Annotated in this window: 16 protein-coding genes and 2 pseudogenes; 8 read left to right on the top strand and 10 right to left on the bottom strand. The window is 58.4% G+C overall.

Features of this window, described 5'->3' with window-relative positions; all coding sequences use genetic code 11:
* Positions 1-90: 90 nt before the first annotated feature.
* From FBY33_RS10450 to FBY33_RS10440, 3 genes are read left to right on the top strand one after another with little or no spacing between them, the layout of a single operon-like run.
* Positions 91-684, top strand: coding sequence for a sulfite oxidase-like oxidoreductase (locus FBY33_RS10450; protein WP_142030500.1), 594 nt, complete (start codon positions 91-93; stop codon positions 682-684).
* Positions 685-694: 10 nt separating this feature from the next.
* The gene (locus tag FBY33_RS10445) at positions 695-1,432 is read left to right on the top strand and encodes a ferredoxin reductase (RefSeq protein ID WP_235010530.1); all 738 of its coding nucleotides are present in this window, start codon (positions 695-697) and stop codon (positions 1,430-1,432) included.
* Entirely contained in the window at positions 1,429-1,770 is a 342-nt protein-coding gene (locus FBY33_RS10440; protein WP_235010529.1) for a DUF6510 family protein, read from the top strand. Before FBY33_RS10445 ends, FBY33_RS10440 begins: the two co-directional genes overlap by 4 nt.
* Before the next feature lie 137 nt (positions 1,771-1,907).
* Here the strand turns inward: FBY33_RS10440 and FBY33_RS10435 are convergent.
* From FBY33_RS10435 to FBY33_RS10405, 6 genes and pseudogenes are all read right to left on the bottom strand, one after another.
* Positions 1,908-2,132 (bottom strand): annotated as a pseudogene (locus FBY33_RS10435) (2,3-butanediol dehydrogenase); the annotation flags it as partial.
* A 139-nt stretch (positions 2,133-2,271) separates the two neighbouring features.
* The gene (locus tag FBY33_RS10430; RefSeq protein WP_142032758.1) at positions 2,272-3,141 is read right to left on the bottom strand and encodes an NgoMIV family type II restriction endonuclease; all 870 of its coding nucleotides are present in this window, start codon (positions 3,139-3,141) and stop codon (positions 2,272-2,274) included.
* Positions 3,142-4,275: 1,134 nt separating this feature from the next.
* Entirely contained in the window at positions 4,276-4,959 is a 684-nt protein-coding gene (locus tag FBY33_RS10420; RefSeq protein WP_142030499.1) for a protein NO VEIN domain-containing protein, read from the bottom strand.
* 148 nt (positions 4,960-5,107) lie between these two features.
* Positions 5,108-6,937 (bottom strand): DEAD/DEAH box helicase, encoded by a 1,830-nt coding sequence (locus tag FBY33_RS10415; protein ID WP_235010528.1) that lies wholly within the window; start codon positions 6,935-6,937, stop codon positions 5,108-5,110.
* The gene (locus FBY33_RS10410) at positions 6,937-8,343 is read right to left on the bottom strand and encodes a ParB N-terminal domain-containing protein (protein WP_142030498.1); all 1,407 of its coding nucleotides are present in this window, start codon (positions 8,341-8,343) and stop codon (positions 6,937-6,939) included. Before FBY33_RS10410 ends, FBY33_RS10415 begins: the two co-directional genes overlap by 1 nt.
* 144 nt (positions 8,344-8,487) lie before the next feature.
* Positions 8,488-9,795, bottom strand: a complete 1,308-nt coding sequence (locus FBY33_RS10405) for a DNA cytosine methyltransferase (RefSeq protein WP_142030497.1) — start codon at positions 9,793-9,795, stop codon at positions 8,488-8,490.
* 297 nt (positions 9,796-10,092) lie between these two features.
* Between FBY33_RS10405 and FBY33_RS10400 the strand changes: the two genes are divergently transcribed.
* The 5 genes and pseudogenes from FBY33_RS10400 to FBY33_RS20675 form a co-directional block, all read left to right on the top strand.
* A complete protein-coding gene (locus tag FBY33_RS10400; protein ID WP_142030496.1) occupies positions 10,093-12,099 on the top strand; it encodes a hypothetical protein in 2,007 nt (668 codons plus the stop codon).
* A 193-nt stretch (positions 12,100-12,292) separates the two neighbouring features.
* Entirely contained in the window at positions 12,293-13,000 is a 708-nt protein-coding gene (locus FBY33_RS10395) for a hypothetical protein (RefSeq protein ID WP_142030495.1), read from the top strand.
* Between the two features lie 43 nt (positions 13,001-13,043).
* On the top strand, positions 13,044-18,479 hold the full coding sequence (locus FBY33_RS10390) for a DEAD/DEAH box helicase (protein WP_142030494.1): 5,436 nt from the start codon (positions 13,044-13,046) through the stop codon (positions 18,477-18,479).
* A 1,105-nt stretch (positions 18,480-19,584) separates the two neighbouring features.
* The gene (locus tag FBY33_RS20350; protein ID WP_160141953.1) at positions 19,585-19,995 is read left to right on the top strand and encodes a hypothetical protein; all 411 of its coding nucleotides are present in this window, start codon (positions 19,585-19,587) and stop codon (positions 19,993-19,995) included.
* A gap of 29 nt (positions 19,996-20,024) precedes the next feature.
* Positions 20,025-20,782 (top strand): annotated as a pseudogene (locus FBY33_RS20675) (DDE-type integrase/transposase/recombinase); the annotation flags it as partial.
* On the opposite strand, the gene FBY33_RS10380 reads toward FBY33_RS20675, so the two are convergent.
* From FBY33_RS10380 to FBY33_RS20825, 4 genes are all read right to left on the bottom strand, one after another.
* Positions 20,779-21,537: an AlbA family DNA-binding domain-containing protein gene (locus FBY33_RS10380; RefSeq protein WP_142030492.1), complete on the bottom strand. Its 759-nt coding sequence runs from the start codon at positions 21,535-21,537 to the stop codon at positions 20,779-20,781. The pseudogene FBY33_RS20675 and the gene FBY33_RS10380 overlap by 4 nt on opposite strands.
* Positions 21,538-21,544: 7 nt before the next feature.
* Positions 21,545-23,464, bottom strand: a complete 1,920-nt coding sequence (locus FBY33_RS10375; protein ID WP_160141951.1) for a DUF262 domain-containing protein — start codon at positions 23,462-23,464, stop codon at positions 21,545-21,547.
* Between the two features lie 503 nt (positions 23,465-23,967).
* Positions 23,968-24,456 carry a nitrilase-related carbon-nitrogen hydrolase gene (locus FBY33_RS10370; protein ID WP_268815872.1) on the bottom strand — a complete coding sequence of 163 codons (489 nt, stop codon included), beginning with the start codon at positions 24,454-24,456 and terminating at the stop codon, positions 23,968-23,970.
* 8 nt (positions 24,457-24,464) lie between these two features.
* Positions 24,465-24,746 carry a nitrilase-related carbon-nitrogen hydrolase gene (locus tag FBY33_RS20825; protein ID WP_268815871.1) on the bottom strand — a complete coding sequence of 94 codons (282 nt, stop codon included), beginning with the start codon at positions 24,744-24,746 and terminating at the stop codon, positions 24,465-24,467.
* Between the last annotated feature and the right edge of the window lie 37 nt (positions 24,747-24,783).

Here is a 24,783-nt window from a genome sequence, read left to right as displayed (position 1 = left end):
ATCGGCCCGTCCCTAGACCCTGCCGGGCACTTGCCCTATCGTTGGGGAACCGATCAGAGTCGACCGGAAGCTCCGCACTGGAGGTGCATGATGGGCATCATTTCGTCCGGTTTTCATGGAAAACGCCACGGCAGCAATCGAGCCGTACCTCCAGGCCAATACGAAACGGGGAGTTTTCCGGTTCTGAGTGCCGGACCTGCACCCCACATCCCCATGGAGGACTGGGAACTCTTCATCACCACTGAAACCGGCCGGCGCCATGCCTGGTCGTGGGAGGCATTCATGGACCTTCCGCAGGTCGATATCCCCACAGACATCCACTGCGTGACCAGCTGGTCCAAGCTGGGCACCACGTGGCGGGGAGTATCCCTGGACACGTTGTTCGAGGACGTGGAAACGAGCTGCCGGTACACCACGGCCCACTCCTACGGCGGCTACACCACCAACGTCCCGCTGGCGGATCTCTTGGGCGGCCGGTCCTGGGTGGTTTGGGAATTCGACGGTGAGCCGTTGGGGCGCGCCCACGGCGGACCCGCCCGGCTGCTGGTGCCGCACTTGTACTTCTGGAAGAGCGCAAAGTGGGTCAACGGCCTGGAACTGACGCCGGACGACATCCCGGGCTTCTGGGAATCCAACGGCTACCACCTCCACGGCGACCCGTGGCGAGAAGAGCGCTATTCATGAGGCGGGACCCGTGAGCGGGCTGTGGCGCGTCGCCGAAGTGGTCAGCCGCGTGCCCGAATCGGAAACGTCCAGAACAATCGGCCTCCGGGTTGACGGGTTGATGGGCAACCTCGCCGGACAGCACATCGATATCCGCCTTACGGCAGACGACGGTTATTCGGCGGTCCGCTCCTACTCCGTGGCGACGGCCGGCATGGATGAGCTCTTGGAGATCACTGTTGACGAGTTGCCTGACGGTGAAGTCTCCCCCTATCTGGTCAGGGATGTTGCCATCGGCGACCAGCTGGAGATCCGTGGCCCTGTGGGCGGCTGGTTCGTCTGGCGGCCGACGGACACTAACCCGGTGCAGCTGATTGCCGGCGGATCCGGCATCGTGCCGCTGATGTCCATGATCCGCGCGCATGAGGCTTCGGAAAACCCGTCCCAGTTCCGGCTGCTGTATTCGCTCAAGTCACCCGTGGCGGGGTTCTACCGCGAGGAGCTGCTCACCCTCAGCCGGGAATCCCCCAAACTGACCGTCGACTACGTCTATACACGCGAAGCGCCAGCAGGCTGGCAGGCTCCTCCGAAACGGCTGACGGCGGAGGTCCTGCTGGCGAGCATCCTGCCGGTGGACCCTGCACCCGACACCTTCATTTGTGGCCAGACTGTATTCGTCGAAACGGTCGCAGAATGGCTGGTCCAGGCGGGCTATCCCGCCGCCTCGATCAAGACTGAACGCTTCGGCGGAACGGGAGGAACCCAGTGACCGGCAAACGCGCTTTCCCGGGAGCTGAGAACCCGGGCCCTGAGGACCGGGACATCGCCGGTAGTGAGCGCAACCCGATCCCTCACCTCGATGGAAACGCGGTGGCAGGACCCCTGTGGGAAGTGTTCCGCATCGATATCATCGCGGCGATCGGACGGTGCAAGCACTGCGGCGCCGTTCGGGCCTTCGCGGAGGCAAAGGTCTACGCTGACGCCCCGGGCATTGTGGTGCGCTGCAGTTCCTGCGAGGGCGTCCTGTTGCGCCTGGTGGAGACTCCCACCCAGTTCTGGCTCGACGTCAGCGGACTCAGCTACCTGCAGATCGGCCGCGAGGGCTAAGTTTCCCCAGGTTTCCTCCTCCGGGCCAGCAGGAAAGGCTGGAACGACGACGGCGGAACTTGCCTCCCGCCATCGTCGTCCGTCAGCGTTGGGAACGGCAGCCGCTCCCCTGACGTGCGGCTGGCCTCCAGCCCATACGGATGCACCAGCACCTTCACCACCGTGTCCTTGTGGTTGATGAGCGTGTCGAAGCCCTGCTCCACCAGGTCCTCCAGCGCGATCCGGCCGGTGATGAACGGCTTGAGGTCGACCTTGCCCTCCTGCACCATTTTGATGACGGCGGAGTGGTCGCGGACGTAGGCGATGGTGCCGCGCAGGTCGATCTCCTTGAGCACCAGCTTCCGCATGTCGATGGCGGCCGGGTGCTGAACTGAAGAGAGGGCTTGCTGGCCTTGGATGCTGCCACGTCTGGGGCTCATTACCTACCAGCAACCTGCACGCGGCGGACCTGCACCCTAGCAACTTCCTTTCCTAGGGGTATCGACTGCCACGGGTGATGTTTTAGACAGCGAGGTCCAGCGGGAGATCAGAGATATCTTTGAGGCGCTTACCTCGGATCATGATGTGTAACATCTCCCGCGCATCAACGTCTGGGTCTGACTCCAACGTGTCAAAAAGTTCTGGCAAGGCGAAGTGATAAACACAGTCGATGTCACCAGTGCCCAGGGCCAAGGACGCGAGTCGACGAGGAAGCGGTTCGGCCGTCACAACGGCGATGTGGGGCGTTCGGCCCTTACGATTTCGAATGAGATTCAATGCCTCCGACCGCGCATTTTGAGCACGATCAGACCTGAGAGTCCATTTGCATGAAATGACTGCATGCAGTAGGGAGCGAGTCTGAACCGCATCACGAATGGCCGCATACTTCGAGAAAGGATGTCCCACGAGATACTCATCCCGGTTGATGATTTCGTCAGATACGGGCTTTCTAGTGATCACAACGTCGGGCGCAATCGCATATGCGTTGCCCAATGCTGCCTGCAGCTGACGCCTTTCTTTGACAATGGACTCAAGGTCATTCAAGTGTTCGTATTGTTCGTAAATTGAACCCTCAATTTTTTGCTTTTTAGTCATAAATCCAGGGTGGCTCTTGTCTCCGATTCTCCGGACTGTCCAATCTCCCGGGCGTATGGAAGTGAGCCGAGGAAAAGTGGCAGCTAGAAAATCCGCTGTCGCCTGCTCAAAGCGGGCTCCAAGAGTCTGTCCCGATGGCTTGGGCCCGCTACCTGCTGTACCAAGTCGATCAGCAATGCCCTGAGCAAACCGTAAACTAGGTTGTTTACTCCCATCTGAGTTGCTGGGTATGCCAGCTTCACTCGTGATAAGGACGTTGGATAGCTGAACATGGTAAGCCTGACGAGCCCGAGCCATCAGGGGAAGAGAGCCCCCGGCCAGTTCCGCCCCTCCTTCGAATATTAAGTCCGGCCCCGAGCTGTTTTCTCGATCTTCGGCCGGAGGAAACAGTGGGAGTTCAGCCTGTTGCTCGGACAAGTATTTCCTTCTAGTTAGGAACAGAATCCTATGTCTAGGGCTCTCTACGTGAAGCATACGATGGGCGGAAAAGTTCTCCAAGTTGTAGCTCGGGCAAATCTCGTAAACTCGCTGGCGCAATCGCTTTGATGCAAGTTGCCAGCCTTATCAAGTTCGGTTGAAGCTTTTGGCCTGCCGTCGGACAAAATTCCTTGCACAACTTGTTATCGATGCTTGTTACTGCTCGTGGCGAAGCTCATCTGCAATCTGGTCTCGTCTATCACTGGGCACTCGCAGGTATGCAGCCCAAGCGCGGTCGAGCTCTGTGCCGCCCCGTCGACCACGCTCCATCCACCGGATCAAGCGGCGCCGATCTCCGGGGCTGAGATCCCTTGCAGCCAAAAGAACGTCGCGCTCTTCAATCGGCGATGCCCCTCGTCCTGACGTACATCGCTTGCACTCGGTCACAAACGTTTCGGTTTCGCGCCCGTCAAGAGTTCGGATGGAGCGTCGCGAGACGGCGACGACAGCTGTCATTATGGGGTCGTCCGGATACGGCTCAGCGCCCGCGATCCCACAGAGGGTACACATGTACCCGTCTCGAATAAGTACTGTCTGCCGGTCCTTGCTCGAAATCGCCTTGCGGGGCGCAGCCTGCCTGCGCTCGTGCGGGTCCCACACCGGCACTCCAGCCTTCACGAACCGCTGATCTTCAGCAAGTAGAGATGCGTCCTCCGTGCTGGAGTGCAGTATCCACCCATAGTCCCGGAGATCCCGGATCCGTCTGTCGATCTGTGAAATACCGGGAAAAGCCGTTCGCAGTTCGTTCTTGGTAAAGGTACCCCCCTCACCGACCACCTGCAGGAGCCATAGCGCCCCACGAATCATGGTCCCCGCTTTGGACTCCGGGTCATCCCATGCCGGTTGTATCACGTTGGTCCTTCTGATCTTGCCTACCAAGGCGTGGTCATTTGGTTCCCCGTGATCATACGATCCTGCGCCGAAAACCTGGGTTCAGGCTCGCCGAGCCGTCGCTCACGGCTGCACCCTACGCCACTGCGGAAGTCTGCTGGCCACATCCGCTCCAAGCTGCGCGACACGATCCTCGATAACCTCGCCAGGCACCTCGAGCTTGCATGACGCCCAGCTTCCGAAAGACCCCGCGTCACGTGGCACGGCAGCAGCAATCCACTCTCGGGGCACCGAGCCCACTGCGGCGATGTCGAGGTCGGCGGTAAGCCGCACGACGACGAGCACCCAGCGAGGGTCTCGTAGCATCACCTTGTACTCGTGCCGCGATAAGTAGGCAGTGAATCGTCCAGTCCTCGTTGTACTTTTCACCTCCAAGTGGGCGGATGCAGCGCCCTGAGCGAAGGCGATATCGTATCCGAACCCATCGGACCACGTCGACACATGGTCGACACGGCTGTCAGCGCGCTCGTTGAGAATGGAGACAAGCGCTGCTTCGCCCGCAAAACCAACCCGCTCGCGAACAGCGGTGTCGACCTTGCCCCAACTGGTGACGAGCTGCTCGTATACCCCGTCCACATCGAGGCCCAGCACTTCACCGGCCGAAACAACGTCCGAGGGCAACTCGTCCGGTGACTGAACAAGCTCGTCGGCGTCCTGCACCCACGGGGGTGCTGCATTCTCGAAGATCGCGCCGAGTACCAAGTTGGCCAACGGAATCGGCGATCCGATCTTTTCAAGTAGCTCCATGTCACGCAGCCAACCGAGTGCTGTCGCATACTGAGTGGGTGACAAGTCGCTGTACTGTTTGTGGGTCGCCAGTAGTGCCTGGGCACGTGGGATGCCACCACTCAATGGGAGAATTTCCAACCAGCGCCGGGCGGCGAGCAGGATCGGCTCAGGTGGTAGACGCACGCAAGTGGCCCATCAGCGACTGAAGGTCCGCCTGGTCCAAACCTCCACCGACCGGAGGCTCCTCGTCCAGATCAGCCAGCTGCTGAACCGCTGGATCGTCGAGGATGCCTCCCATAAACTTCAGCTTGCTCGCGAGCCGTGCCGCGACCACCTCATCGATGGTGCCTTCTGCGGCGAGAACGGTGATTCGTGTCGTGGTGTCCGGCCTGAGCCCAAGACGGTGAATACGGTCTAGGCTCTGCAGGAAGCGCCCGGCGGCGAAGTCTCGGTCAACGTAAATCGCGTCGTGGCACTCGTGATGCAGGCTGATCCCCTCGCCGAGCGTTGCAGGATTGGACAGCAGCACCATACAGCCAGGGTCACTCCGAAACCGTTTGATCTGCTCTTCGCGATCGGGGGTGCCCCCGTGGACCACGGCAGGGCCAAACCTCGCCAGAATTCTCTGCAGCGTGTTGAGGCTGCGGATAAACGTTGACCATACGAGCGTCTTTCGACCCTGGGCAGCATTCTCGCTGACTATCGCAAGCACTTCCTGGTATTTCGGCGACATCTCGTAGGTTGGAAGGTCCTGCATCAGCTGGTAGAGCGATGATCGCTCGGGAACCGGCAGCGGCGGCACTTGGTATGCAAGCGGCTCATACTGCGTGGTCCCGACTGCGAGTAGGGCAGGGCTGGTCGCAGCCATGAGCATGTATACCAAAATTCGGCCAAGCGCCTGGAAGTCGCCCTCGTGTCCGGTCGCGCGCGCGGAGAACTGCCCAACGAGGGCCTCATAAATTTCAGCGTGCAAAGGAGGCAGCGGTACAACTCGCAGGCTGGTCTCCACTGGCGGCAGATCGAGCTCATGTTTGGTCGTTCGTGTGAAGAGAGGTCTGAGCGTGCGGCTGGCATCGGCAAGGTCGCCACCGTTCACCGCCCGGAGTACGCTTTGGCGACCAGTACCGGGCCACACGAATCCGAAGAGGTTTTCGAGGTCCCTGACCCCGTTCGGGGCTGGTGTCCCCGTAAGGATAAGCCGGCGCCGCCCGCGAGGGCCGAGAGCGAGGCAGGCTGCGCCGTATGCACCGTCCGCCCCGAGCTTCATGCGATGGGCCTCATCGAGGATGATCATAGAGGGCCGCTCTGTGAGCCAGCGACCAAGCGAGCTGACCATGTTGGGGAGGCGCTCATAGTTGACGATGATTGCTTCCACAGTGCTAGCTGGGACGCCATCGGCCACCTCCATAGACAGCGGCGGCTGCAGGCATTCCCTGTTCTCATAGCACCACGCGTCATAGCTGGACTTGGGTCCGACGATGAGTAGTCGCTCGAGATTCTCTTGGCGTCTCAGCGCGTGAAATACAGCAAGTCCGACTCTCGTCTTACCAGCACCCGGGACGGAGAAGTTGGCTCCGTGCCGAAGCGACAGCAGCTTGGCGATGTCGCGCAGCTGAAAGGATGTGAGGTCTCCTGTCCATTCAGGCCCGAGAAGGCCGTGGACAGCTTCGGAACCCACTGCCGCCTCCGCTCTGCGGTCATGCAACTGACCAGACAGTGTCTGAGCATCATGCAGCGAGTCGACTACGAGCGCCTGTAGCTGTCCGTCCCAAAGCACATCACCATCTGCCGTATGCGGCCATCTGCTGAGTACCTCAAGGTTTGTTAGGAGGTCGTCGAGCTCAATCTCGACACTACCGGGCGACCGTTGCACGCTAGTGCGGAAGCCGACTGCCAGCCTACGGAGGTCATCCTCCAGCCCTGGCCGAGCGACGAGCCGGGCGCGCGTAACCTCCAACGCGAGGCCGATGCTGAGGCTTGGCTGGTCGGGCATCATCACGTGGACCGGACGGCGTTGAGGAGCCAGGCAACACCTTCCCCGGGCGCGGAGAAGGTGCGTCCAGCCTGGCGGGCGAGGCTTTGGAGGCTATCGCGGAGCACGATCAGTGCGTCGTCAAAAGCCTCGTCGTCGAGGGCTCGCTTTGCCTTCGCCTCAGCGAACTCGCTTGCACATTGAGTGACGTAGTCCGCTGCATCAGTCAGCCGCTCTGGTACCGCGGTCTGCCGCTTTACGAGTTCTGCGTTCTGCCCAGCAAGCTTCACGGCGGTGTCGAACGTATCTCGCGCCTGCTTCATGACACTGGCAGCCCATGCGACATCCGCGGGATTCGCGCTCTTGCCATCAGTCGCCGTCGCCTTGGCACGGAGAAGCCGGTTTGTGAGAGCTTCGGCTGCGGCAGAAGCACTACTCTGCCTTGGTAGGACCGCCCCGGGAATACCCGGGACTAAAACCTCTTCCAAAATGGACAAGTTCGGTTTCAGGTCCTCCGGGAGACGGCTCTCGAGATATCGCGTGTGGAAGTCTGCCTCAGCGAGACGCAAGGAGGTCTTCGGGTAGTCCAGGAGGACCATTGCCAGGCGCGACTGCATCAGGGTTTTGGCAGCATCAGAGTCGGTCATAGCCAGCTTCGAAAAGTCGCGGTGGAGCTCACGTAGCTTTTCCTGGTGCTGTTCGAAATCAATCAGACGCAGGGCCGCCCCGTCCGCGGTCTTACTGCGGTCAATCGCGTCGAGTATTAGCGCGTAGACCCAGCGGTCTCGCTGCAGCGTCGCAAGCTTGATATTGAAATCCTTCGCAACATCGGCTTCCGTGCGCCCGCGCCCAAGTTCTTCGTCGATCGCGATGAGTCGATTGATGTAGGAGTAGTCTCGCCGGCGGTCCTTCCGCAGCTGGAGAGACAACTCCACGGCGTTGATGTCTTTACGCGAAGTGTCTTCCGGCAGAACGCCGACCCTGATGTTCTGCTCGCCGAGATCGATCAGCGCGGCGGCTCGAGTGTTGCCGTCGACCAGGATCCCGTGAGGGGTAACGATCCCTGGTTCGCGCTGGCCGACGTCGTCCAGCTCGTCCATCAGTGCGGTGAAATCGGGGTCCGTTTGGTCCGGGTTGGACGGCCGCTGCCTAAGCAGGTCGTGGAGGTAGTCCTGGGCTACTTGACCCCAGGGGTTCTCCTCAATGGCCCTATCGCGTTCTGGGTCGAGGGTCCGCTGAGCACGAATTCGGTGGGTATCCGGGTTGAAGTAGAGCATCTCGACCGGCACGGAAATCACATACAGGTGGCGGGGCTCACCACGCCAGTCAATCGTGACCTTCGCACCGTTTTCAGTCATCGCCAGTTTGAGGCGCTGGTCGATGACCGCCTTGATCTCCTCCCCCTTGGGAGGAATGCCGAAGTCTGGCATGGAAAACTCCTAAAACTAGATCAAAATCAGTGTTCCAAAATTGAGCCTTGACCGTCTGACGTCAATTCGCGACACGATGTCGGCGAAGCCCACATAGCGCTGTACCAACAAGATCATTCACAAAGAGCGCCATAGATGAGGCGGCTAGCTAACCTTGGCGCGCAAGCGATCGACCGCAAACACTTCGTGGCGGGCGTGGTTCGCCTGCCCGCGGAACGCCCGCCACTCCCCCAGCTTGTACATTGGCACCCCGCGGCGAACGCGCAGCTCAACCTCAAAGTCACGGCTGATAAAGTCAATCCTGCGCTCGATCTCACTGTCGGCGAGACTCCCTCCGAGCGCCTTCCGCAACCCTGCGAACGAGACAAAACCAGCATGCTCACGTAGCGCGCGGTAGACCTCGTCATGGCTGCCCGCGCCGTGGCGACCGGTCGGAGTTCCGTCTTTACGTAATGCGGATGCGATAGCGACCCCGACAGCACGGGCTACCGGTGGGGGAAACGCGTTACCGATCTGCCTGTAGGTTGTAGTTTTTCGCCCTTTGCGCTCGGCAAAGTCCCACTCGTACGCCTGGCCCGACCAGCCCTGAATGCGGGCAACCATCTGATTCGTCAGCTTGGGGACGAAGTCCACTGGGACATCGGGGCCCGGCGCTGCGTCTGCGATCCCAAGGCCGTCGACTCCGAGGGCGCGCCAATCGCGCTTCGCCCGTGTCGGGCCGAGGTCAGGCCCGCCATGCTTTTTGGAGCCGCCCACAATGGTCGGGGCAATCCGGTCGGCCCTCTTCGCCCAGATCTCGGCGCCCGGCCACCCGTTCGCTGCCATCAGGTCATAGAGTGCAGAGCCCACCGTCTGTACCGCAGGGGTCGGTTCAGGCCAGTTGAAGTAGGGCGCGAATTCTTCGCGCAGAGCCACGAGGATGAAGCGAGGCCGTAATTGCGGGACACCGTAATCCTTCGCCTCAAGCAGCCGCCAGTCGGCGTGGTAACCCAGCTCGGCCAACCGGTCGAGGACGGCCTGTCGATACCCGGCAAAACGCGGCATCGATAGCCCGCGGACGTTCTCCAGCAGCACCGCGTCAGGCTGCATGCGACCAGCAGCCTCGACGGCCCAGGCGAACAAATCGCGCTCATCCGACGAGCCGAGTTGCTTACCGGCAATCGAGAACGGGGGGCAGGGCACTCCACCCGCGAGCAGCGAGACTCGCGCATGTTCGGCGGGGTTCCACACTGACTCGTCAGCGACGTCCCCCACCGCAACTTTCGGCTCCGGCTGCCCCTCAGCGGCTGCAAGGCGAGAAAGATTACGCTCGAGGGTTTGGGCCGCGTCGCGGTCAAGCTCAACTGCCAGTGTGTGCCGGAACCCCGCAAGGTGCAACCCGAGGCTCTGACCACCTGCCCCAGCGCAGATCTCGACCACTGTCAGCTCACTAGCGCGTTTCATTTCATCCATGATGCGTCCATTCTTTCAGACCCGCCGGCTCCGTAAGGGACGCTCGCCGACCGACATGTGCAACAACACAGTTCTTACCTTCACGGCCTCCCACACTGAGCAGGTCGAAGTCCCATCACCGGCATGTCACCAGCGTCATGACCCGGTAGTACATCTAGTCCTACTTACACTGACCTCACCAGTTCCAACCTCCGTTGATTTCGATTATCGATCCTCGTAGCTGTGGGGCCAGCAATGCGTGTCAGTACCAGCGAATACAATCATGATGTGGGGGACAGGGAAGTTTTGGGGAGTCATATGGACTACGACAGGTGGCAGGCCAAGCTGTCCGAAGAATTCTTTCCGATGGACCAACCGGATGAGCCCGTCATCATGTTTCTCGATGATGATGAAATGGCGCGGATTTGTCCCGACCTACCTGATCCCGTAGCGTCACTGCGCTCGGCTGTTCTCGCGGAGCTCCGGCAAACTGACACATCGGCAATTTTCGAGCCTCTTGACCGACGGATGGCAGCCTGGCGGAAGGGGCCGCAGGATCAACCCCCACCATGCCTGCCTCTTCTGGCCGTCACCGTAATCGCAGGATCCAGAATGCGCAACGACGGGGCATTTTCCTCTGCTGCTTACTATCCTCGACTGGTCAGCTTGATGACGTCAGGTACAAACAGACTCACCGCCACCGGGATACAAAAACACTTCGATTTAGTTGCAGACATGTGGCAGACACTCGACGACTGGATAGAGAGGAACGACCATCTCCTAGGCCCGAGCACGATCCGCACTCATCAGACCTTCAACAGAATCGGCTATCCACTTTCTCAAACCGTGTTGAAAGCGTCCGACCGGGAACGCTTGTCCGGTTTTTTTGACCGGCTTCGGGTTGATAGAAGCTCCAGATCGTCACCGAATCAGTTATTGGACTTACTCCGCTTGTGGATGGACAAGCCACGAGGATTCTCCACGGCATTCGTCGATTTGGTTCAGAAGGGCCAGGGAAATCCGTTGCTCTTGGCTGTGATTAGCAAATTGGCTGTCGAGCAGAGTTCCGGACCACCTGTGGTCAAGGGCCGCGTGCGATTGGACCTACGCATGTGTATCGACCCAGAGGACTGGTCGATGAGCTGGACGATCCCTGTTGATCCGCGGCTGGAAATGGACGAGCTCAGGCAGGACAACGGTTCCCTCTTCTCGATCCAAAAACCCGATTACGGATCTGTCTACGACGTCGTAAGAGGCAGCCTCCCCCAAGGCGCTCCTCTGATTAATCACCGTTTCCGCGCGGTAGGAACGAGAGCTTTCCTGACCAAGAATGTGCGTGAGATGTGGATCTTGCGCATCGATCCCTCATCGGGGCAGTGGCAGTCAGTGCCAGAGGCCACTCCAGATGAAACACACTTGTTCGTAGTGCGGGACACCGATGTAGCGGAAATGGAGGAACTTCTCACGAGAAGTGCCGCGCCAGGTTACTGGAAGCTTCGCGGCAAGCTCTTCCCAGGATGGACCGTTTATGTAGACGTGTCCTTGGTGGAGCCGATTGACCTCTCAGCGGCAGGGGCATTCAATAGCTTGGGCCAGCTCCTAAAGGCACCTCCCAACTCACGGCCCAAGCTTGTGAACGGTCTTGAATTACGGACGGATGTCGGCGGCCGCCATTACCTTCAAGGGGGTGAGCCGGACGTGCAGCTTCCAGAGGAATCGTCTAACGAGTCCGTACACGTTGTCCTTGACAACAGACTGCCCGGAACACGACTGAAGGCCAACGGTTCCCTCTTTCCCCTTCGTGTCGCTGGGCCCTTCACCGAGGGAAAGCACACAGTTTCCGTCGCTGGTGTAGCCTTGGATTTTTTCGTCCACACCACCGGTTCTGCCGCTCAGTGGGAAGCAGCGCACACCAAAGGTCAAGACGATGTCGTGCCTCCGGGTCCGGCGCTTGAAGCGGGAGCTCCCGAGTACGTGCTCTGCAGAAGGGGACGGAATGCCGCTGTATGGTTCGTATCTCCCTCGGGACTGGTACGAAGGCGTGGTGAACCTCGTATTCCGCTTTTCATTACCAGGTTCGGATTCCCCCAGTCCTACCAGTGGAAAGTTTCTGTCCCGGGGGGTACAACTTGGGTCTTAACTGAACGGGCAGGAAAGTTGTCGCGGCCCCAACGGATATCTAGTGATCCACCGAACTTCGGATCACTGGAGCGCCATTCCCAGGAATTTTGGCGCCGTGCAGCTAGGGAAACCATCAATAACGAAGACCGCTTGTGGAGATCGTATTTGTCACAGTCGATGGAGGACAGCATCTATGGACGGTGATCTCGTCCTAGAGTGGTTGAGTTTTCGTGGTCATGGCCGCCTTTCCGACGTGACGTCATCAGTCGCCGCAGTGATGGACAGTCCACCGCATGCCAGAGCGCATGCGGCTCGAGCCTATCTTCGGCGTCTTGAGGTATTGGGCCATTTGGACTTGCAGTGGTCAGAAAGCAAATGGCGAATTCGACCAACGGTATTGACGCAACTTCCAGGCTCTTCAGCGCTTGCATTGGTCATCGGCAAACGAACGGCGGAACTAGAGGGCCGGCTTGAGTCGGAGGCCGTGCTTCACAGAGTGGTACCCCCGAAATCCAGGACAGCGTCGCTCGGCGATCCAGGAATCCTTCTCCTTGAATACGACAGCGAAGCAGGGCTCAGGGACGTTTCCGCAAACGCAGAAGCAACGTTCATCCCCTGTGCTGCCTCGCACGTTGCCGCGAATCTTCCTCTGCTCGCTCTCGGGCCTCGAGCAGCCGGCCCCAACGCTTACGGTTCAGCGGTTGGGATGTTCAACGTCTTCGAGCGGGAGTTCATTCAAGTTGAAACTTTCCGCAGGGATGGACTGTACAAACAGAAAGTGAACGGACGGTGGCAATACTGGTTGCTCAGATCTGGGCACTGGTCCTCTATCGGCTATGCGGAAGGTATGTGCCTGACGATGTCCGAGGTGGACAGCAAGTGTCTCCAGCTGAAGATTGTCGAAGATGTCGACGAAGATCCCATCGGGACACTCCATGTCAACGGCTCCCTCCCGCTACCGGTTCAACACCAGCGAGCACTTGCCCTCTGTAGTGGGGTCAGCGCCGTCAGGGCTCCGGACGGAACGCGGACATACGACAACGTGCCCAACTCCGTTGCTCTAGCCGTCGCCCGATCCATTCACCAACACCTGCAAGTGCGCTAGAGAACATGCAGCGTTTCCGCCCGATCTACAGAAAGTCGACATCATGCCTTTGGACATAGTCGAAACGTTTAATCACTTACGGGAGTCATACTTTCGTTATTACGACACACCGTTCGGACTCGCTGATGAAAACCTTGAGGCAGAACGACGTCGGATCCTGGACAAAGACAACGGCGTCTACAGGGAACCCTTCATCGAACTGCGCCCCGAATACAAGGCATCCAGCCGGTCCTTCGAGGATTCAGCAAGACAAGCCAACGCCTCGAAGGAGCTTGCTGAGTTCGCGCGGACCGGCCTCATCCCTGCAGATCGGGAGCTGTACACACACCAAGAGTCAGCCCTGATCTCGGTCGTAAAGGACAAACGCAACGTGGTGGTGACCGCGGGCACCGGTGCGGGCAAGACGGAAGCCTTCCTCTTGCCCCTACTTTCTAATCTTTTAACCGAATCAAGCTCCTGGACTGGTCGCGGATCACATTTCGCCCCCTGGTGGAGACGATCCAATGGTCCATTTGTTCCACACCGGGAGACAGAAACAGGACGTGCCAAAGCCGTTCGCTCCATCATTTTGTATCCCATGAACGCGCTGGTTGACGATCAACTTATCCGGCTGAGGAAAGCACTGGACAGTGACGCGGCCCGGACCTGGTTAGATAAGAACAGACGCGGACACCGCTTTTACTTCGGTCGGTACACGGGGGCAACGCCCGTCACAGGAGCGCTGGACAACAAAGTTGCCGTGGGAAATCTGCGCTCCTATCTTCAAGATATCGATCACCGCAGCACCCAAATGCAGCAACTCGATGACGAGTCTAAGTACTTCATGCCCAATTTGGGCGGAGCGGAAATGGTCTCCCGATGGGACATGGCCCATGCCGCCCCTGACATCCTCATTACCAATTATTCGATGCTCAACGTCCTGCTCCTGCGCGAGCGTGACAGTCGGTACTTCGACTCAACTCGTGAGTGGCTTGAAGCCAGCTCCGACCATCGATTCACATTCATCGTCGACGAGCTGCACTCCTACCGAGGTACCGCCGGCACAGAAGTTGCGCTGCTTATTCGCAACCTGAAAATGAGGCTCGGACTGGCCGAGAACTCCAGCCAGTTCCAAGTCATTGCAGCTTCCGCCTCCCTGGAATCCAATCGGGACGAAGCCTTCGTCGAGGAATTCTTTGGTGTGCCGCGCGAATCATTCGACTTCCTTTCCGGACAGCTCATCCGCTCACAGGATGCGGCCCTTGACCTGTCTAAAACGGCATTCGCAAGCCCGGAGAGAACCCCCGGGCACACGGACGAGCTCACGGCAGCCAGTGCCCTCAGTAACATCTTTTTCCTTGGCGAAAACGGGGAGCCCCAATCGAAACCGCAGGCGAAGTCCCTAAAGCAGATGGAGATTCATCTATTCCCCTCGCTGCCTGAAAGATCGCGCCGCCAGGCGCTGCAGAAGCTCTTGAAAGCCGCTGCAGCGTCTTCGGGGAAAACAAGCGGGGTCAAATGGCCTCTCCTGCGAAGCCATCTTTTTTTCCGTAACGTGCCGGGTATGTGGGCCTGCACGGACCCGGCCTGCCCTGAAGTTCAGGAAGGAGCCAGTCAAACGCGTCCTGTAGGGCGTCTGTACTCTGACCCGGTGAGCCGGTGCCTGTGCGGCTCCAGGGTACTTGAATTCCTGTACTGCCAAAATTGTGGAGACGTCTTCCTGGGAGGATACGTACCCACCGGTTCGACCCAGCCTCCGGGAAAGCCAGTAACCCTGTTGGCAGACCTGTCCGACATTGAACATCTACCCGATCAGGTGGGTCTCGAGCGGACAGCCAATAACTACCTTCTGTACTGGCCACAAAAGCAGAACCCGGATCTGGAGGACCGGGAATGGACTGCAGACGGCAAAAAAGTAGAGTACGCATTCCGACGCTCAATCCTCAGGCCTGAAACAGGCGAGCTCCGTCCGACGGCAAGTAATGACCACACAGGCTGGACGTTTCAGGTGGCAACACCGGCAAGCAAGCGTGGCCAGAATTCTGGCGAGTTCAAACGTAACCCCGAGCAGTTGTCGCCATTCCCGACGAGGTGTCCTAATTGCGCTGATGACTGGGAGATAACCCACACTGCTGATGGGCCCGTGGCGGCTGCAGACATAAAACGTCAGAGATCACCCATTCGGGCCATGCGCACTGGTTTCGAAAAAATAAATCAGGTGCTCATTACAGAACTGCTCCAAGACCTCGAGCCCGCGAACCGGAAAACCATCGTCTTCACTGACAGCCGACAGGACGCCGCCAAGTTATCGTCCGGAATCAGCCTCAGGCACTACCAGGATCTTTTGCGGTTGCTCCTCCGTACAGAACTTGCGGCAGCAGATCAGGTATTGGCCGATATTCCGGTAGCCAAGGAACATATAGTCGACGGAAAGAAGACCGCAGAGTCAAAGGACGCAATCAAACGCCTGCGCTCCAAGGATCTGAACGCATTCACCCTCCTGCAGGACGTGTGGGACCTTGAGAGTGAAGTGCCAGAAGACGAAGCCATCCGCCAGCTTGCTCAGTCCCCTTCACTTCCCGTACTCACTGACCGTGTTAGTCAGCGGCTGGTGGAAATGGGCATAAATCCCGGCGGCCCATCGGCCTCCCTCCAGCAAACGGACGAGAAGTCCCCCTCATCCTGGTCGCTTATCTACCGCTGGGATCCTTCGCCAGCGCGGAAAACAGATTTATCCACTGCTCAAAAGAAACTTGAGGATGCCATAGACAAAAACCTGCAGAAGGAGATCATTGACGGGCTGTTTTCCGGGGTAGGACGCGACTATGAGTCTCTTGGCCTAGGTTGGGTTGGACTTGTAGGATCTGTCACCCCCGCTGAGAATATCCCGTCCTCACCTGCTGCCATGGCACAGTCCAGCCTGCGCATTCTTGCAGGAATGCGCCGATTCGCCGGCATGAGGAATGGATCCAACACGCCACCTAGAAAGCTGAAGACCTTCTGGCAGGCAGTCACGTTGAAGTTCGACATGGACATTGATGACGTTCAAACGTCGGTTCAGAAGGTATGGGGCGACGCAGTATCCGACTTCCTAATCCACGCCGATAAAGCAACTATTTACCAGCCCTCCAGCAGTGAATGGACATGTCAGAACTGCCGTCGTCGGCACCTGGTGTACGGATGCGGGCTGTGCACGTACTGCGGTAAGGACCTCCCAGAAGCAACTGCTCACGGGACAGATCTTGATTATTACGGTCATAAGGCCACGCATGAACAGGGCCAGTTCCGACTCACAGCGGCCGAACTTACCGGCCAAACCGACAGGCTCGCCGCCCAATCCCGACAAGCCCGGTTCCAGAATGTTTTCCTCAACCAGACGGAGAACAAGAAGTCCGATGGGATTGAGCTACTCTCCGTCACCACAACGATGGAAGCTGGTGTCGACATCGGTGCCCTCGATTCCGTCATCTTGGCCAACATGCCACCTAGCCGCTTCAACTACCAGCAGCGTGTAGGGCGTGCCGGCCGACGTCTGACGCCCATGGCGGTGTCACTTACGGTGTGCCGGGGCCGCAGCCACGATGAGTATTACTTTGGACGGCCCGAACTCATCACCAACGAGCCAACACCAAAGCCTTACCTCGCACTCAACCGTCCAGAAATATATACGCGTGCTTTGAGAAGTGAAACCCTTCGGCGTGCATTCATCGACTTTGCCGACGTCCTTGTCATGGATGACGAATTCTCCGGACTAGGTAACAACACACACGGCCAATTCGGGTTGGTATCGGGCTGGGCCAAAGTCAAGCCACTGCTAAGTCGATGGCTTGAAAACAACGGGTCAACAGTTGAGAAGGCGGTGAACGGCTTAGCCACATACACGAACCTTGGCCAAGATGACTTGGACGCCGCACGTGCCAGTATCGCGTCCCTGGTCGAGGATATTTCCGTGGTTGCCTTCAGTGACGTCCCCGGTCACTCCGACCTCAGTCAGCGGTTAGCCGAAAGCGGTCTCCTGCCTATGTTCGGTTTCCCTTCGAAAGTTCGGGACCTCTACCTTAAGAAACCAAGCTCCGCTTTCCCCTGGCCGCCCGACAATGTAATTGACCGCGATGCAGCGATGGCAGTTAACCAGTTCGCTCCGGGCAGTGAGCTTGTACGCGACGGGAAAATTTATCCTGTCATCGGAGCGGCCTCGTTCTACCCCGCTGGTCGCACAGTCGCCGCTGAGGACAATGCATTGGGAGACCAACGACTAATCGACGTCTGCAGGCAGTGTGCATACGTGGAAGAAAAACCATCAGGCTCAGAATACGCAGGAGGCCCTTGCCCCCAGTGTGGCGCTGACTCCGGAATCTTCAGCACCATCGATCTCCGGGAGCCCAAAGGATATCGCGCTGGTACCCCCCGAGATTTCGACGGCAATTTCTCTTGGTCACCCAAGTCAACCTCAACTCGGGCTGTCGCCGACCTCCAAAGACTGCTCTCCGTTTCCCTCCCCGGTTCAGTCGCATATTCGGGCCGTGGGAAGAGGTACGTAATCAATGACAACTCCGGCAAATCCTTCCAGTTCAAGCAAGCCCTCCCGAATGATTACTGGGGCGGCTATGTAGCCATAGCTCCTGATGGGACCAGCGCGGTGCACACCGATCAGTCCGAATCTTCCATCGCTGCTGCGTTGGGAACCATTCAACCGACAGACTTCCTGTTTTACGGACCTCGTTCAGCAGTGATCAAATCACAGGGGCTGCGGCTGGATTTGAGCAGCGGAATACCTCAACAACACGGATCGTATGACTCTATTCAAGGCCGCCGAGCCGCTTGGTACTCCCTGAGCTTCTTAATGAGGACAGTGGCTGCCAAAAAGCTCGACATACAATCCCAGGAATTCAACGCGGGAATCTACACCGGACTCAAGGACGGTCAGCCGACCACGTTTGCTTTCCTTGCTGACACATTGGAGAACGGCGCGGGCTTTAGCAGCCACCTGGGAAGCCCCGAAATCCTCCAGGAATATCTCGCCGAAGTTGACACATACCTGGACGAGTTGGCGGGTGAGCACTCACTCGAGTGCTCGTCTTCCTGCTACCGTTGTCTGCGCGATTATTCGAATATGGCATACCACGCACTCCTTGACTGGCGCCTGGCCAGAGACCTGAAAGCAGTTCTAGACGGCCATAGCCTGACCGTTGAGCTCGACAAACAACGGCAAGCCATGAAGAACTGGGCGTCGGTCTACAACGTCTCCACACTCCAGAATGACTTCGCCGCCTGCGCCATCTGGGACAAACCAGCCGAGGGACGCATCGCGGTGATCCTGCGCCACCCCCTCGAATCAGGAGAGGCTGCCCTTTTGTCGGACAGACTGGCAAAGGCAACAGCACAGATTAACGCAGAACAGGTCGGCTTGGATGGAGTTGTCTATGTGGATACGTTCATGCTTGACCGCAACCCCAGCCATGTCATCAACCTATTCCGTAGCCTTAGAACCAATGGCTGAACTACGTCTGCCCAAGTCATGGTGAAATCAAGAATGCTGATGTCCGGGCTTTATCCCATTTTTCAGTAGAAACCCTTTCGTCATGCGATTCATTGGGGCTCCTGGACAAGAATTCTAATGCTTGTTCAGGAGCCCTAGTGACTTTGCCGAGAGTGCACAGCAGAGATGAATACAGAGCTTAAACGGACAGGGGCTGCTAGGGCACTACGGGGAGGAATCGTGCATCTCCTCCCGCCTGAAGCAGATCAGAGTTCGCTGATCAGTTGGCACCAACCCCTTGCAACTCGGGCACCTCTCCAAATGCCGCGGAGGGAACTGGCTACTCGAATCCGGCTTCGCTTGAGTTCAACTTGCACAAATACCGGAAGGCTGCGCTGATAATTGCTGGAAGGAGCCAACCCGCGAAGATAAGGGAACCCCAGGGAGACCAACACGGCACTGATGTTCGACATCTTGCGCTCGATGGATTTCGTGTTGCGACTGCCAATCTTGACTGCTATGTCCCTATAGTAGCTGCCTTAACAAAGGAGCGGCCTTCAGTATCCATAGTCAGCATCTCAACGTACTTTTCCACGACCGCCGCGATTTCCTCGTCGGTCCACGGTTTGCCCGTTTCACCCCTTTGCATTGGTCATACAAGACAGACCGTCGTTGGCGGTCGGCGAGCCGCCTCGCCCGCTTGGGGACTGCGAATGCAGTGCTCACAGAAACAGCCCCAAAGACGTTGTCCTAGCCCATTCCGTTCAAGGCCCTGTTGGTAGGAACTAGCATGAGCTCGATCTGTTGGTCAAAGGCCTCACGTGAGATCACGGCGATCGAGGTCAAAGGGGCCAAGTCAGCATCAAGAGCGGTCAGTGGTACCAGTCTAACCGCAGCCAGCCCCGCAAGATCCGGATTCTGTGGGGCCGATATATGCACCTCCGGGATAGCGTAGAGGGGCAGACTTCTACTCAGTCACTCGACAAAAAGTGAGTAGTGACTACTCGTGCATGTATTGTCGCCGAATCCATATGCTCACCCCATTGTGAATCTTTATCCAAGGCTGGACAAAAAGGTGGGCTGAGTGAAAAGTTGCTGGCAGGTAGGGACTTACGAACTTCATGTGATGAAAGTGGCAGAGCCAGACGAAGATGGCGACCTCCTGGTGACCGTCTTCGCTCTACCTGTTGCCGAAGATGCTACGGGACAGGCCGATTTGGATGCCCCTATCCTGGCGCAATCGGATCTCTTCTGTAGTGACGTCGATTTAGACCCAGAAAATCTGCCCAAATGGCTGGATGGGAAATGCATTGCCGTTGGGGAGACAGGACTAGAGCCCGAGTGGATAGAAATCACGTATGGCCAGAGGTTGGCATACAAGATGAACGAGGCGATTGCGGCCGCCATCCGTTGCGATGCCCGGGGGGTGGACATGGAGGGACGTCCCTGGCGGACTCCCTCCGGTAACCGGGTGCAGTCCATATTGCTCCGTACAATAATCCAGGTGGAAAATCTCGGCAGGCGGCTTGGCAGGTAGGAACCTCGGCTGGGCACTCATCTACTGGGAGATCGCGGCCGCAGGCTGGTCCGACTGGGGCCGGTCGCAATCGGGGGAAGCTGTCCATGCCGGCCTCGACCGTGCACGCGGTCCTGGTCCGGTGCCGGTTGAATAGCCTGCACCACGTGGACACGCGCACCGGGGAGGTCATTCGACGGTACGAGCACGACAGGCCCGAAGCCATGATCCACGTCGACGTGAAGAAGCTCGGAAACATCCTCGACGGCGGCGGCTGGCGCTACGTTGGGCGTCAGCAAGGAGGCCGGAACCGGGCCGGAACACCGGACAAGGCGCGGGGCAGAAACCGCCAGCCCCTGATCGGAACCGCCTATGTCTACACGGTCATCGACGACCACTCCAGGGTCGCCTATGCAGAGATCCACGGCGATGAAACAGCGGCCACCGCAGTCGGAGTGCTCCGGCGTGCCGTGTCGTGGTTTGCCGCTCGTTGCGTCACAGTTGAGCGGATCCTCTCCGACAACGGATCGGCCTATAAATCGCACCTCTGGCGCGACACCTGCAGGGACACGACCATCAAGCCCAAGAAGACGCCCCTACCAGCCGCAGACCAACGGCAAGATCGAACCCTTCCACCCGAACCTCGCCGACGGGTGGGCCTTCAAACGCTTCTACGCCACGGAATCAGCCCTCAGAAACGCCCTCCGGGCATGGCTGCACCACTACAATCACTGTGAGGCCCCGCACCGCAATCGGAGGCCATCTACCCATCAGCGGCTTAACCAACCTGCCTGGGCAGTACAGCTAGAGGTCGCTGCGCGACTGTAGGTGAGCATAGAACGACGGAAGATCCAGCGAATCGGTTCGCGAACCATTCCGGACAAAAAATTCGTAGGGTCGGGCTTTTTCCCGTCGCACGAAAGAGCGGGCAGTACGCTGCATCACCGTCAAATGCACAATTGGTGAGTTGTCAAGCCAGTGTGGCTGAATCCTGATGTAGGGCATCACCATTGCACCGTCGAGGAAGCGCCCCTCGATGAGCGAGACTAAGTGCAGCTGCCACTTGTCGAAGTCCCAGGCTTTGAGATCCAGGTCGCGTTCAATACCGTGACATAGCTCTCCGTCATCGTCTACTCCAATCAGTAGCTCGCCCCCGTCACTGTTCAGGAAAGCGCAAAGGGTTTTGAGGACTTCCCCGGGTAGAGCAGGAAGTTCAGTAAGGCTGCCATGCTGACGCCAATCACGGATTGAACATAAGAGCGAACTTTTGAACTCGATGCCTGGTCCCTCACCTAGTGCTATCAACTTGCCAATCTCCGCGCTTGAACTGCTGATCTCGGGGATACGGAGGACTCGCGAGGACCTAAAAGTGCCCCGACCTTGGTCGGGGTTGAGCTCCAATCCCCAGACTTCAATTGTTTGTACAACCGCCTGCACGGCAGTAAGGGGGTCCCCCTCAGGAAGGCCAAGTAATTCCGCAATTTGAGCAATGGTGGTTTCAATGCCGGTGGTGAACGCTTTCGCCAAAAGTGGTGCCATGGCGGAGGGGATATCGTTGTTCATGCTTCCGTCAGAGTTGGACGTTGCACCTAGAGCGCAAGTCCTTCTCAATCTCCACTGCCCTCGATTCCCAGAAGCTCAGGGGATCCGGCTCATCGGCCGTTAGAGCAGCGAAGGCTTCGGCTGAAATGAAATGACTTTCCAATCGCGACTTTGAGGAGTTAAAGGTGACCCCTTTCTCGGTGAGCGCAAGTCCGGGCGTCTTGGCGCGCCAAGTGTTGTTACTTTCGCGGGTAAGAGGCGTGAGGTTGGCTACAGATCTGGCGTAATCGAACTCCGCCCTATTGGGGTCCAGAATCTCGCCGAGCTTTCCGTGCTTATTGTTTGCGCACCAGTTCAAAGGATAAAGATGGTGCAGTTCCACAGGCTTAGAGCTGGGATATGCAATTGAGACGTTGGGGTTAACGAGGTCTTGGGTTGGTTGTGTCCGGACAACAAGAGTCAGTGCGCGTCCCAGGGCACCGGCAGGCTTGGCCTGTAAGAGCTGCTGCTTTAGAGACGCTGCATCTGGAACCGGCAGATCGAGCGACGACTGCAATTCGTCGTTAGCCTCAGCAGCCCAAGTATTTGCGTTTCCTGCTTTGGCTCGGCGAAACAAGATTTCCTTCAGAACCCGCATGTCCGTGCTGCTCTGGCTGAGGAACCCTTGGTCGTATCGTGTGGCAAGAGCGTTTCGCCAGAAGAATGCTCTGAAGAGTCCATTCAGTTCTTCCACATTCCATTGGTTCGCATATCGACTGTCGTGTCCCATATACCAACGAAGCGCGGAGTACATCGCCATCGTAACCGGGTAGGGGGAATCGGACAGCGGGAAGTTGCCGCCTGCCACACAAGTCTGGAAGTCCCCGATGTAGTTTGCGAGATCCCGCTCATTCTCGATTGCTTGCTTCCAGAAGGCGGCAGGCGTAGCAAGAAGGTCTCCTGCCTTGATGGACGTCACTGCGGTTGGCTTTGACTTTCCGCCGACCGCGCGGGGAGCCGGTTTCTCGGAGTCTAAGGCGACATAGCAAGCCGTCACAGCCTGAGCAATAATTTCGGGTCGATTGGACTTCGAGGCCCAGCCGACAGCGCCTTCAAGTTCTCCTAGGTTGTCAATCCAGTCACGGAGAAGAATCGGCTCGGACTCAGAACTCGTGTCGTTATATAGCCAACTGTGGAGCAAGTCCACGGTGGACACCTTTGTCCCTGTGGTGTTTAGGGTTTCAAATATTTCACATATTTCGCCAAGCGTGTACTCAGCCGGAACGATGTAGACCGCCAACACAGTCTCCGTGATTCCCTTAAAAGCTTGCTTAAGTATCTCGTTTCGCCGCTCGAGCTCCGCCGCTTCAGGTAGTGCTTGATCCGGATAGTTGGACGGATCATTAATCGCTTGAATATACGTGTACCACTGCCCCATTAAGTCCTTGTCGGCTTCGGGCGAGAGTGGAAATAGGCCAGCTCCGATGCAGACAGCTAGTTGGTCGTACTTGCTAGCTTTGACTTGCGCCTCACGTACGTAACGAACGCGGCCACTTGGGTCGTCGTGGGAAACGTCGAGGAAATATCGTCCCGAAAACCGCCGCCTCGCATCTGTTGCTCGCAAACCCCCGAAAACCATGGCAAGTGCGGTAGCGCGTTGACGTCCGTCTAGGACCGCGTAAAAATTCTTGGGCCGGTCCTCAGGTGCCGACAAGGAGGCATCAACTGATTGGCCGTTCTGCGTATCCGGTATCGAGGCCGGTACGAGTGTGAGGTCGCTATCGTCTGGTTGCTCCCACAGGGTGGCCATTCCAATTGGCCGCGCCTCGATAACTGAGAGGGCCAGACTGGTGACATCGGCTTCTGACCAGACGAAATCACGCTGGAAAGCAGGCACCAGCCAGGCATTAGACCGAAGTCGATCCAGTAATTCTGAAATACCAATCGATTCCACAGTGAGTTTTCCCACGATTGCTCCTATCTAAGCTAGTCGAACTCTATCCGGTATGCTCCCGCAAGTGAGTAGTTCAATCTTCGTGTCCCCCTGGGTTGCCCATGCAGCTTCCTGTCGGCACATTCGTGAAGGTTGTTCCGCAACTGCGCATATACGTCAAAAATTTATAAGGGACCGAGTCAATTGGGCACCTTGGCTGAGCGACTGGATGAAGGTGCCCCGCGCATTTTCATCGGTTCATCCGCAGTTCATCAAAGCTACGTGGTACGTACATCACTTTCCGCCAGAAATTCGGAAAAACAACATGTCACCATGCGAATGTGACCGCGTGAAGGCAATCAGTTGCAGCTCATACTGAAACTCCATGTCCTCGGATACGCCGGTCAACCAATGTCGACATTCCGACGTTTTGAAGCGGTGGCGGTCCAAAGCTCTGCGTGCCTGGAACACAGCCTCGGTCCAGCAGGAGCGTACTTGAAGAGAGTCTCCGATTCCGGCGCTGTGGCTGACCTGGCGACCTACAGCCGCCGCTGCCGGAACATTGGGAACGACTCCCGCACCCGGCCCACCGTCTCCAGCGAAACCTCCACCACCCTCACACGAGGCTCCACCCCGAGGTCCGTTTCCACAACCCCCATCGGGTCCACCAGCACACTCCGCCCCACTGACACAGGTGGCGCCTGGCATACGCCCGCCACATACACGCTGTTCTCGATCGCCCGCGCCGCATTCAGCGCCAGCCACTGCTCCGTCTTGTGCTCCCCCGGCATCCAGGACGAGCAGACCAGCAGGACCTGCGCGTCGGCGTCGGCCAGTGACCTGGCCGACTCAGGGAACCGCAGGTCGTAACAGGTCATCAGCCCGAACCACACTCCCCTGCACTCAAACACCACCGGGTCAGGGGACGGACCCGGCTTGATGAACTCCGACTCCCCGAAGCCCTGCGCGTCGAACAGGTGGATCTTCCGGTAGAAAGCCAGCCGGCCGCCGTCGGGCCCGTAAGCCACCAGCGTGTTTACGCCCTACCCGGCTCGTCCGAAGTTTCCACCACGCCCGCCACCAGGGCGATGCGGTGGCGGCGGGCAATGGCGGCGAGCTCATTGCAGACGGCGCCGTCCAGCGGCTCGGCGACCGCGGGGAAGGCCGCGTCAACCTTCTTTTTCTCGTAGGTGGCGTACTCCGGGAAGGCGACCAACGCGGCGCCGTCGCGCGCTGCCTCGGCGGCGAAGCGGTCGATCACGGCGAGGTTGGCCCGGATGCCGGTGCCCGACTCCAGCTGCCCCAGCGCTATCCTCACAAGAGTTCCTTCCCTCGGCCCCACCACTACAATCCGG

The sequence above is a fragment of the Arthrobacter sp. SLBN-112 genome, assembly GCF_006715225.1.
GTDB lineage: Bacteria > Actinomycetota > Actinomycetes > Actinomycetales > Micrococcaceae > Arthrobacter.
The sequence above is the reverse complement of the archived record's forward strand: the minus strand, read 5'-3'. Positions and strand labels throughout refer to the sequence as shown.